The organism is Nostoc sp. WHI (genome assembly GCF_015714725.1).
Classification (GTDB): Bacteria; Cyanobacteriota; Cyanobacteriia; order Cyanobacteriales; family Nostocaceae; genus Nostoc.
Genome location: NZ_WBKM01000065.1, coordinates 1 through 11,652, shown reverse-complemented (window position 1 = coordinate 11,652; position 11,652 = coordinate 1). Strand labels below are relative to the sequence as shown.

11 protein-coding genes and 1 pseudogene are annotated in these 11,652 nt (G+C 41.8%); all 12 read left to right on the top strand.

Annotated features, from left to right (window positions below):
* Window positions 1-183 precede the first annotated feature (183 nt).
* Window positions 184-900 (top strand): hypothetical protein, encoded by a 717-nt coding sequence (locus F8S12_RS06755; protein WP_196515559.1) that lies wholly within the window; start codon window positions 184-186, stop codon window positions 898-900.
* A 26-nt stretch (window positions 901-926) separates the two neighbouring features.
* Window positions 927-1,475, top strand: a complete 549-nt coding sequence (locus tag F8S12_RS06750; RefSeq protein ID WP_196515558.1) for a hypothetical protein — start codon at window positions 927-929, stop codon at window positions 1,473-1,475.
* Complete coding sequence (locus F8S12_RS06745) at window positions 1,472-3,364, top strand: hypothetical protein (RefSeq protein WP_196515557.1); 1,893 nt, start codon at window positions 1,472-1,474, stop codon at window positions 3,362-3,364. The genes F8S12_RS06750 and F8S12_RS06745 overlap by 4 nt, the downstream gene beginning before the upstream one ends.
* Window positions 3,365-3,977: 613 nt before the next feature.
* Complete coding sequence (locus tag F8S12_RS06740; protein ID WP_196515556.1) at window positions 3,978-4,982, top strand: tyrosine-type recombinase/integrase; 1,005 nt, start codon at window positions 3,978-3,980, stop codon at window positions 4,980-4,982.
* A 512-nt stretch (window positions 4,983-5,494) separates the two neighbouring features.
* A complete protein-coding gene (locus F8S12_RS06735) occupies window positions 5,495-5,824 on the top strand; it encodes a hypothetical protein (protein WP_196515555.1) in 330 nt (109 codons plus the stop codon).
* 22 nt (window positions 5,825-5,846) lie between these two features.
* A complete protein-coding gene (locus F8S12_RS06730) occupies window positions 5,847-6,827 on the top strand; it encodes a ferritin-like domain-containing protein (RefSeq protein WP_196515554.1) in 981 nt (326 codons plus the stop codon).
* Window positions 6,814-7,146: a holo-ACP synthase gene (locus F8S12_RS06725; RefSeq protein ID WP_331001361.1), complete on the top strand. Its 333-nt coding sequence runs from the start codon at window positions 6,814-6,816 to the stop codon at window positions 7,144-7,146. The genes F8S12_RS06730 and F8S12_RS06725 overlap by 14 nt, the downstream gene beginning before the upstream one ends.
* Window positions 7,136-7,558, top strand: coding sequence for an acyl-CoA thioesterase (locus tag F8S12_RS06720; RefSeq protein WP_196515552.1), 423 nt, complete (start codon window positions 7,136-7,138; stop codon window positions 7,556-7,558). The genes F8S12_RS06725 and F8S12_RS06720 overlap by 11 nt, the downstream gene beginning before the upstream one ends.
* On the top strand, window positions 7,555-9,084 hold the full coding sequence (locus F8S12_RS06715) for an AMP-binding protein (RefSeq protein WP_196515551.1): 1,530 nt from the start codon (window positions 7,555-7,557) through the stop codon (window positions 9,082-9,084). Before F8S12_RS06720 ends, F8S12_RS06715 begins: the two co-directional genes overlap by 4 nt.
* A 118-nt stretch (window positions 9,085-9,202) precedes the next feature.
* Window positions 9,203-9,985, top strand: a complete 783-nt coding sequence (locus F8S12_RS06710; RefSeq protein ID WP_331001360.1) for a hypothetical protein — start codon at window positions 9,203-9,205, stop codon at window positions 9,983-9,985.
* A gap of 65 nt (window positions 9,986-10,050) precedes the next feature.
* Entirely contained in the window at window positions 10,051-11,106 is a 1,056-nt protein-coding gene (locus F8S12_RS06705; RefSeq protein ID WP_196515549.1) for a fatty acid desaturase family protein, read from the top strand.
* 326 nt (window positions 11,107-11,432) lie between these two features.
* A pseudogene (locus tag F8S12_RS06700) lies at window positions 11,433-11,652 on the top strand (IS5/IS1182 family transposase); the annotation flags it as partial.

Sequence of the window (11,652 nt, the reverse complement as noted above, 5' to 3'; positions counted from 1 at the left end):
GTGGTGAAAAATCTCATAGTAGCCGAGACAGCAGCGCACGGGATTAACTCAACAGCCCAAGCGATGGCTCACGCTTCTAGCATTACCCCAGGCATCCGAGAATCGGTAGGAATAGATGAGCATCTTGGACTTGCGGAGGCTCTGATTAATCAACTTAAATATCAGCACTAGGGAGATGAAATAATGGACTTTGCAATACGCAATCCGGCAATGGGTCATGCAAGCCATATTGATGAGAAAGCGCTTGGCTGGGGAGGATTTGAGGCAGATATATTGGGTTATCTCTCCGATATAAATAAGCTCGAACAGTTTGCGGATTATGCCAATAATGCCCAGGAACTATCTGATAGATTAGAGCCATTCCTGGACAATGCCAAGGTCGTCTTTGAGGCGATGGAAAAGCTGACCAAAGGCCAAGTAACTTGGACAGAACTTCGTAAACAATATGGCTCTCATGTTGCTACTGCCATCGCCAAGATTCGCAAACTTAATTCTGAATTTGATTCGGAAATGAGTAAAATAGATGCCCAAGATAGAGCAGACCTCCTGCGGATTGACCAAAAGCGTAAACACGCTTTAACCGAAGTTGCAGCCCAATTACACCACGATTTACAAGCAGAATTGTGGAGGCATGAAAACAAAATTAGCGGCATAGAAAACAGACAAGTTGTGCAAGCTGAAAGGCAAGCAATTACTACAGGGCTGAGAGAGAAACGACAACAACTTTTAGCCCGTGCGCGGTTTGGATCAAGAGCATTAGAGCCAAACCAAACACCCCAGGAAGTGATACCAATTCAATCCCAAAATCATGCACCAGCATCAAGTGTTTCAGCAACAGGAACAGTTCGCGGTTGGGGTGCAATGTTGGGTAACTTGTGGAACAAATTGGGCGATAGATAAGTAATTAATTAATAAGGATTTGGCTGATGCTAGTAAGGAAACGAAATGAAGATTCCCATAGCGTCAGCCCTTTCTTGCATGAAGGGCTGGCACAGAAATCACAACAACAACATCAGCAGAAACAACCAGAACAGTTACCACCACTGCCAGAAAATAATAGAGGTAGAACATTTAGACGTGCTGGTAATGCCTGTGAAATTGTCGCTGGCAGTTGCTTAAACAGTGCAGTGATTTTCACTTTTCATTTATTGCAAGTTCACCCCGTTGGAATGTTCCTAGCTGTAGGTACTGCACACCTGTATTTTACTGCCACTGCAACAGGTGAAGGGTTCAATAATTTCGTTACTAATTTAATGACTGGTTGCAGTGCATCACTAGCGTTATTGTCTGCGCTATCCTACCCTCTGAGTGAGTGGAATGAAGCGAGAACTTCTACTGATACAGCTAATAATTCAATTCAGTCAATGTATCAGCCCAAAACTGCTGATTATTCCAGTTGGGTGAATGGTGCTGGTGTGGCGATAGGTATAGCGGTATTAATGATTTTTCTATTTGGTGGTAGGAGAGGTAAATGAATTATTTAACCGATAAACATAAACAGTTATCCGAGTCACAACAATCGGGTTTAATGTTGTGGTTTGGTCGCCTACCAATGGACAAGAAAGCTGTTGCCATTGGGCTGAGTTTGACTGTGGGTATTAGCTCGGCTGCGATGGCTTGGCAAGGAACCAGCAGCGATCGGATCTACTTCTGCGTTAAAACCCCTTTGAAAACATTGACCTGCTCAGACAAGAATGGACGACCTTTCAGGATGACCCCATTTTATTGGCAACAGTGGAAGAGTGATGGAATGCCGCGCCAAGTTGTGCGTGACCCAGCTATGGGGGTTAATGGGTTGGTAAAAGCGACTAACCCATACAAACCGTTTTGGGGGTTTGGTGGATTCCTGGGGTTTGCTCTTGCTGGGTGGATGCTTCGCCATTGTCAAAATGAGGAGAAGCAGAGAGCAGTTTTTGAAGACATTGCCCTTCATCGGGATGCTGCAAAAGCAGAGATGGCTGCACGTTCCGAGCTGCTAGAGAGCTACAGGGACGTTGCGATCGCAGAAGTCCAACTACAAGCTGACCTGGATTTAATCGCCAATGATCGCACTGTGGATATCACCAAAGCCGAGATTTACGCCCACACCGAGATAGAAGTTACGCAGATGGAGGCATCCGAGGCTATCTTTGAGGCGCAAACGGCGGGGATGACGGAGCAACAGAAGGCAGATTACATTAAGCAGTTGCGTGAGATGAAAACGCCTTACTTGCAAGGGAGTCAGACTTTAGCGGGGACGATTGACCCCAACGATAAGGTTACTGGGGCAGACAGCCAAGCAATCGCCCCCAATGACAAATATCGCTGGATCAAAAACACCATTGGCTACCCCACTTTAATCTTTGGTGGCATGGGTGCTGGGAAATCCTGGACTACTAGAGAAATTATTTGGAAGAAAGTACAAGCTGGGTGGAACATCGTAGCGCTTGACCCGCACGGCACTATTGTTGAATGGCGAGGTGTGCGGCTGATTACCGGCTACAAAGAAATAGCCCTCTTTATGCAATGGTACATGGATGAAATGCGCCAGCGCTATGAAGATTACCGCAAGAGCGGATTAACAGAGGAGCAGTGGACAGAACGGTTAAGAAATAGCGGCAAGATGCTATCAGTTATCTGTGAAGAATTTACAACTTGGACAGATAACATTGTTGAGCCAATGCCAGACGATTGTGAGGATGAAAAATGGAAGCCCGACCCTGATTTTGTTGGCAGGTGGTTTCGCTGTGCCATGACCGAATCCCGCAAACAATTAATGATTCCTTTGTTCGTCGCTCACGACCGCACAATGGAGATTTTAGCTAAAGCCAAAGGATTATCAAAACTTCGAGATGCGGCACTGTTAGAAGTAGAACTAATCGCAACTATTGACCCAATCACGACAGAGGCAAAAGCCAGTGGTCAGGGCAAGATTAAATTACCTGGGCATGGTCAATGGATTGATATTGAACTGCCTAAGCTCGATCGCAAACGAATTGATTTTCGGCTTGATGAATCTGTGATAAGCGATGCTCAAAGCAATACCAGTCATGTAGAGCCAAAACTTTCAACCGACTCCGAAACAGCCGAGCGCATCTGGCAACTCGAATTTAATTTAGATAAGCCTTCATCGGATTCTAGCCCTACCCCATCTCTAACACCCGTTGCCCAATCACTGCTGCAATACCTCCAGCGTACCGGAAGAACATCGGCAGTCATACAGGAGATACAGCCCAACTTTAAAGTAAAAGGTCAACGGTTCAATTCCGAGGAGTTGAAGCGACTGTTTAATGAGTTGGTTGAGAACAGTCTGGCCGTCTGGCTAGATGCCTCGACTATCGAAATTGCCCCAAATCAGACAGATGGACAGAATGGACAGGATTAGACAGAAAGCTTACACAGCAGGGGACAGAGGCAGACAGAGGCAGACAGAGGATAGACAGAAACTAGACAGTAGACAGAGCGCCCTCGGCATTGCACTGGGGGGTTTATTATTAGGGGCCTACCTCTTGATATCAGGATTGATATCAATGCCTCACCTAAATGCTCTCTAGTAGTTCGCCAACCCAAAATTGCTGGGTGGAGGTCGGCAGAGGAGCAGGGGAGAGATTTGTACAAGTTCTTTCCCCCCTGCCCCTCCGCACCTCTGCCCTTCTGCTTGCCACCACGCAAAATTCCCTTGGCAGACTACTAGGTGAGGCAATTGAATTTGAGTGGTCGAGTCCGATTACCTTAATAGGCTTTCAGTACAACCGTTGACTATTACCTGTTGGAATAATAACTACGCTGACTGTTTGCCTTGGAGATTTGGCAGATAATGAGTGTGCAAACAACTACATTTTGCACGTAGAACAGCCCAGCGAAACCCAAGCCTACCCATAATGAAGTCAAAAATTGTTTGTGTGTTCATGATCTTCGAGAAAAGTGGTTTTTCTAGTTGTATTGTGAGAGGAGGTGACGGACGTTAACGAAAAGGTGCATTGTCATTAACGGTAAAAATGAATAAGTTAAGTACATATACTGAAAGTTCTCTGACTCAAGTTGCCAGTCAGCTCCTTGCGTCAAATGATTTTTTGGCGGAGTTGCAGCAGAAGGCTAAGACAACGCAACGGGGGTATGCTGGCAATATACGGATATTTTTTGAGTATTTTTTGCAAAGGGAGCCGAATCAGAAAGATGTTGAGGAGTTCTGGGGGTTGGATGACCAGACGGCTAACGGGTTAATCCTCAAGTTTAAAAATCATTTGGTGGCAGAGGGTAGGAAGGCGGCAACTATTAACCGTTACTTGTCCGCCCTTAAGTATTTAATTAAGGTGGGACGGAACCTCAAGCACTGCCGATATCACTTTGATAGCGACCGCATTGAGTCAATGATTGTGACTAAGTACAGGGATACGCGGGGTGTTGTAGTTGATGAGTACAACAAAGTTTTTGATGTAATTGATACCACTTGCACCAAGGGGAAGCGGGATTATGCTTTATTTCTGCTGCTTTGGGCAAATGTTTTGCGGCGGGGGGAGGTGGCGAAGTTAATGGTGGGAGATTTTGATTACCACGATTTGACTTTAACTGTTTACGGCAAGGGTAAGGGCAATGATTCTACTAGGATTGACTTAAACCCAGAAGTTGCAGAGGCGGTTAGCGACTGGCTGGGCTGTCGTACAAATATTAAACCCAGCGATCCTTTGTTTATCGCGCTGGACTTCCACAATTATGGACACCAACTCACCGGGGATGGCATCTACGCCATTGTGAGAAAAACCTGTGAACGTGCTGGCATCAAAAAGCGGATGACACCCCATAAAATCAGGCATTCGGGGATTACTGATGCGCTGGATTTGGCGGAAGGTGACTACCGAAAGGTGCAGCATTTGAGCCGTCATGCTGACCCCAGGACGATTCTGGTTTACGAGGACAATAAGAATCAGTATCAATTGGAGTTAACTAATAAATTAGCAGCCCGTGTCGGCAAAAGGCGCAATCATCCCAAGAATCAGTTATGAGATTTTCAAGGTTTTATCCTTGACGTACTCACCTAGAGTTATGAATTCACTCTAGAACGAGCCGCGTTTCTCCGTGCTTGGTTCCAAACAAGGATTTTTTGGTTTTGCTGATAAAGTGAGGCTTTGAAAAAGATTCAAGGTCAGCATCTTATTTTTCTCTCCTCAGAGACATAAAAAAGCGTTAGTGTCGCTTACCTTAACCTCAACTTAAGGTTGTTTTATGATATCTCTGTATTTAGCTGAAATGTCCACTTGTCTTGACTTTTAAAAAACTTTTTGGTTGACTGATTATGTTGTCCAAAAAGTGAAGTAATGTTTCACCAACAGGATCAGCACTTTTACTTGTAGTATGGTATTATGTTTTCAGAGCCAAGTAAATAAGCTGCTAGTAGTAGCATACGCTACATTTATGAAAGGTATTCTTCTACGCGGACTTTAAGTTTTGGCTCTCTAATATTTTTAATGAGGCGTAAGTTCCTTTTTCTAAAAACATTTGGAGAATGTAAATACCAATGATAGATGCATTCAAAACAAGCGTTGCAACAAAGCTAAATTTATTTCCTAATGAAATTTACGGGCATGGTTTGTCCTTAGCAGATGTGTTGGCCAAGTCACCAACAGCCATAAATTCTATTGATATGATGGAATCTTTTGCTTTTGCAATGGCAGAGAATGGTTTAGAGGATGAACTCCAAATTCCTGCTTTTACTCTCGACCACAGTATCGATGAAGTTATGGAAGAGATTAAGCGACAGTTGAAATCTATAACTTCCAGTGTGGATGAGAAGAAGATATTAACAGGAATAGTTGATGAATCTACGGCAAGCGTTCAAAGAAATTGAGAAAAAGTGAGCATTACACGAAATGAAAGTTTTAACTGACCTTGTAGGGGATATTACCCAAAAAAATTACACACTAACGACAATTCTTCGTACTCAGCAGGGTTACCACGAAAAGCGCCGATGGAGTGTGTACGACGTAATTCGTGATGTGCCATACCAAGATTTTGATGAGCGAGATCGCGCAGCACTTTGGCATGCCTCTAGAGCAGAATTAACAACTCAACCTGCTGGTATTCGCCTAGCGGTTCAAGGTGTTAATCTAGCTCAAAAACTTGAAGAAGAAAACCCTGTAGGTGCAATGGTCTTACAAGCCGCCGCCGCTTGGTCAGCTCGTTACTGGTTGGAAGAAGAAGCTCATCATGAAGTGGCTTACGGTATTTTGCTAGAGATGGCTGGTTTGTCAGCGATCGAGCATGATGAATTAGTAGATCATCGGGGCTTTTTCCCAGACGACAACTATGCACGGGTTTGTATGCTTCAAGCCTGTGTTGAGATTGAAGCCTGTGCTACCTATGGTGAAATGGCTAGAACTTCACATAATCCGTTAGTTAAACAAATATTTCATCGGATTATGCGTGATGAATCACAACATAGACAATACTTTGTATCTTTTGCTCGGGGACTAGTAGATGCTGGCGTCTATCCGATTAAAGATGTTTTAGCTATGGCTTATACCTGGTTACGTCCAGATCATGGAGAGACTCATGGTTCACGCCGGGAGATGCAGTCAGAACGTCAAGGTTTTGTTAATTGGTGGGAAAAAGTGCAGACTGATGAAGATAGTGGTGTAGCTTTAGCCGACGATCAAATTCGGTCCAAAAATCTTCAACGAAAGAAAGAAAAAAGTGTTTTTTATGCCATTTTAGAAGCAACTGGCATTAAAGTTAATTCTGTTAAAGAACTTGAACGCGCCTACTTTAAAAGCCTGACTGACCCTAATGCTAATCGGCCACGACATTCAATCTATAAAGGAACTCGAGAAAAAGTATGTGTTGCTCAGTAGTTCTGCATTCTTTTCCAAATATGAGCGCGACTACTGTCTAAAAAAGCCAGATACTCTAGCTTCCTTTGCTGGAATACTATGTGCAAAGGAAGCCTTCATAAAAGCTATATCAGGCTTATCAGATATACCATATTTTACCTTTTCAAATTTTGAAATTCGTCATGCTTATAATGGGCGTCCGAAAATAATTTTGACTAGCCATCTTGAAACCTGGTGTAAGGAAAGAGAGATATTTTTTGATGTTTCTATTAGCCACTCTGACGTGTTTGCAGCAGCGACCGTACTGCTGTACGTAAAAGGAGATGTGCGTGAAGGCTGATACTTTGTCTTTATGTGAAGATACTACTCTTGTCTCTTTACGTCCTAATGACTTTGACTGGAGTCTACAACTCAATAACAGTGTTTTCTTAGAACTGTTAGAAATTGGTCGCTGGAGTTGGTCTTTAGCTAACGGCATAGATTTACGAAACCACCATTTAGTTGGAGTTGTAATACGTCTAGAAATAGATTATCTCAAACCCGTATTTTGGGACCCTACAGCATCGCTAAAAATACATACCAAAGCTGACAAAATTGAGTACTATAGTTTCTATTTACAACAAAGCATCACGAACCAAGATGAAGTACTTGTAGCTAATGCTAAGTTACGCTTGGGTCTATTTGATAAGAACCGCAGAGTTCCTGTAGTTATTAATATTGAAGAAATACAAAAATTAGATACCATGACATGATTACAGATACTTTTAACAAAGTTATTGCTAATCTCAGAAGTCAAAATACAGGTTTAGATTTTCTGGATTCAAGTCAAGTAGTTTCCTTAACATATGCTAACTTTGGTCGGTTGATAATAGGAAATATTGAACATTTTCGCTCGTTAGGAATCGGTCGAGGTGAAGGTGTCATAATTTCTCTAAAAACAGATGTAGAACATATCGTTAGCTTTCTTGCCCTTATTGCTATGGGTGCAATACCTATATCGATAAAACCAGCCAGGATAAATAATGATAGTTATGTTAAATATTTAGGTAATTTGTGTAGCAAATTCGGTATTCACTATGGATACCACAGTTTACCTTTACCAGATGGTATTTTACCTATTGCTTGGCGTTCAGATGCTAGTTCTGTGAATTCAACAGTTATAGCTGAAGTTGAGCCACAAGATTTAGCATTTGTACAATTCAGTAGTGGTTCAACTAGTTTACCCAAAGCTATACCTATTAGTCATGCCAATTTGATGGCTAATTTATCAGCAATTATTGCTGTAGATCAAAGGGATTGTAATTCTAGAGGATTTAATTTTTTACCTTTAAGCCATGACATGGGCTTAGTAGGGGGATTGCTGAGTAACTTGGTTTATCAGAATTCTTTGTTGCTGGCAAGTACATCTCAATTTTTACGTCGGACAGTAGAAATTCTGAAAATAGCCAGTGACTTACATGTAAATATAATGGCAATACCAGATTTTGCCCTTCGCTATCTGAGTACTTGTTTAGCCACTTCACGTAGTAAGCATCTTCATAAAGATATTTTTTCTAGTTTGCATACAGTATATTGTGGAGCAGAACCAATAAGATTAAAAAGCATCACCTCGTTCTTAGAGGTTGCTGTTCCATTTGGTCTAGATCCGCAGGCTCTGTTTTTTTGTTACGGCTTGGCAGAAGCTACTCTAATTGTTACTGGTCAGCGTTTCAAGAGCATTGAAGAAAGCTTTGATATAAGTTTATCTGGTCGTGCTATTGCTAAATTGGGAACTCCGTTAGGTGGCGCAGAGGTTCGGATTGATCCTCATAACATAGATAGCAAGGAAAACATAGTGGAAGGTAAACAAATAGGAGCAGTTCAAATTCGGGGTCTTAGCGTCTTCAAGGGTTACTGGAATAGCACAACAGAAAATGACTGGTTTGATACAGGTGATATTGGGTTTCTCAGTGATGGTGAGTTGCGTATTTGCGGTCGTAGCAAAGACATGATTATTGTCAGTGGTGAGAATATCTTTCCAGTGGATATTGAAAGCTGCCTAACTGAAATTAAAGAACTCAAAGATAGCTTAGTCATGGTTGATGAAGATCAACTTTATATTTTGGCTATTCCGTATGGTAGTGCGAATTTGGATACTCAAAGAATTTTGTCTTTTGTTGGTGAGCATTTTGGCATATTACCCAAAGCGGTTATCCAAGGAACATCAAAAGATATTCTACGTACTACAAGCGGTAAGCCTATGCGTAAGGAGACACTTAGAACACTGCTTAAACACTAAACTCTTGACTGAATGAAGAAGGCTTAAAATTATGAAATCACTGGCTATTGCATGTGCATCAGGTACTTTTAAAGGTGTATTTGTTCATGGTGTTTTAAGCGCGTTTGAAGTATTAGGGGTGAAAGCTGATGCTTATGGAGGAGCATCATCTTCAACCCTATCAACCGCTTGTGCTGCTATTGGCAAAGCTTGTGAAGTAGGTGTCGAGTATTGGTGTGAAGCACTACAGTCTCTCAAGCAGTCAGACGGCAACATGAGTGAAGTAGTACTTCAAAGTATTGCTAAGTATGGCTCGGTGTTAAGAACGCATCTATTTTTACCTCAAGCACCTCGCTTGATTATTGCTGCTAGCGCTGTGATTACACCAGAAGCAGCTGATGAAACACAAGGAAAAAAATCCAGGCGGCTAGGACGTCAGTTATTGCTTTCTGCTATGCGAAGAGATCGTAGTTGGGTGGATACCCATCTTGAGACTCACTTATTTGATAGCACTGTTTCTCACGATGGGCTGGAACTAAATGTGGGTAACTTTAACGAAGTTGCTTATGCTTCCACACGAATGTTACATGCATGGGACATACCAGCTTGGGTAAACGAAAAGCCATATGTTGACGCTTCGTATACCTGCTCTTGTCCAGCTGTGGAACTCGCTCAATTAGGTTATGGCCAAGTGATCGCCGTGTCCACCGAACCGGGGGATTTATATCGGGATTTATTTTGCTCTACTATAGTTCCGGATAATTATCAAAATGTGCCGATTCATATTATTCGACCAAATATGAATCTAACGGAACTTGGTGTAGATTTTACTAGCGCCACCGAAGAGGGTCTATATGCAGCTTATCAGCATGGCGAAAGCAAGGGAAAAGAGTTTATGGCTAAAGTAGGTTTACTAGACTGATGTTTTTGAATGATTTATTTTCGGATGTATGTTTTCTTAATAAATATTAGGAATGTTAAAATTATATGTTGCAAGATAATACAAATAAAATAATTTGCGATTCGACAATATCAGAAGAGGACTCGGCAGAACTTATAGAACCAATACATCAAGAATTAATACAGGTAAATAAAACCAAAAAACCAAAAATACCTGCTCAGATGTATACACCCTCAATAGTTGGTACATCGTTGTTTATATTTTACGCTTGTACGATGTACTTGTTACCAGGCTATCTAGCTTATTTAGTTGCGTCACTGGTAGCACCAGTTTTACTTCGGATACTGTTGATTATACCGCTTGTTTTACTTGCAGGTAATGGACTGCTATTAATGGGCTACTTGGGTCACGATGGTATTCACTTCAATTTACACCGCAACAGAGTTGTGAGTGTAATCATCGGATGCTTTTTCTCATCTTCAATCATCGGCTACCTAGAGATGGGTTTTGCTACTACTCATTGGAATCACCATCGTTATACAAATCAAAATTTAGATCCTGATGTTGCTCACTTTAGTAAATTCAATAATTTTTGGATGAGGTTACTATTTGCGCGTATTACCCTTAACCTTATATTTTTCAAGGATACGCTCAAGATGGCATTGGTTCAACCTTTACCTTATTTGTATAAGCTTCCGTTCCAACCGCAAACATTGAGCCTACTCAGTTGGCTAAACATTGGATTTTCACTCGTATGGTTGTCTCTATATATTAAGCTTACAATTGATAACCCACTGTTAGGACTAACCTCGATTGCACTTCCAGGTTTAGTTGTACTTACGGGTAGTGGTTTTGTTCCATATCTACAGCATAGTGGAACTAGCGAAGGTTTTTTGCACAATGCAAGAACTTTGACTTCTCCTATATGGACTATACTTACTTTTGGTGGCAATTACCATTTGGAACACCATATGTATCCTAATGTTCCCATCTATCGTTTACCATATCTACATCGTTGCCTGAAAGAGCAGAAGCTTTACGAGCAAGACAAAGAAATATTTATTAGTAGAAATTTTTTATCTTCGTTACTATATGCCCTGTTAAATTATCCTCAAGGCAGTGCTGAAATAAAAGTTGATTAAGTAGCTTTTCGCTGTTTTATTTTAGCCCAAACTGAGGTGAGAATCGTGCAAATGAATCTCTTTAGCACTACACTAAATTGGTGTACGAGTGAGCCGTCACCAAGCAAAATTTAATATGAAAAGAATTTTGTCTCAATGTCGTAAAGGGGTACAGCCGGGATACGGATACTGTTGGCGAAACATTACTTAACATAAAAACGCCGATTTTACCGTGTATTACATGGGAAGGGTAATTCTACCTTCCCATGTAATACACGGAAAGAAAAAAATTAAGTTAGCTGCCTCAATAATCAATAAACTAGAAGAAATACCTGTGGAGGCAGTATATGTGCTTACATCCTGAAGAAATTCCTCCTATTCCCGATGAAACGGTACGTGTAGCCAAGGCCGCATTTCCAAAAGGTAATTTATATATGCGCTTGCGTGATGAACTTGGGGTCTTTTATCAAGATGAAGACTTCGCTGCACTTTATCCGCAACGCGGTCAGCCAGCGCAAGCACCTTGGCGGTTGGCGATGATACTGGTGATGCAGTATTTAGAGAATC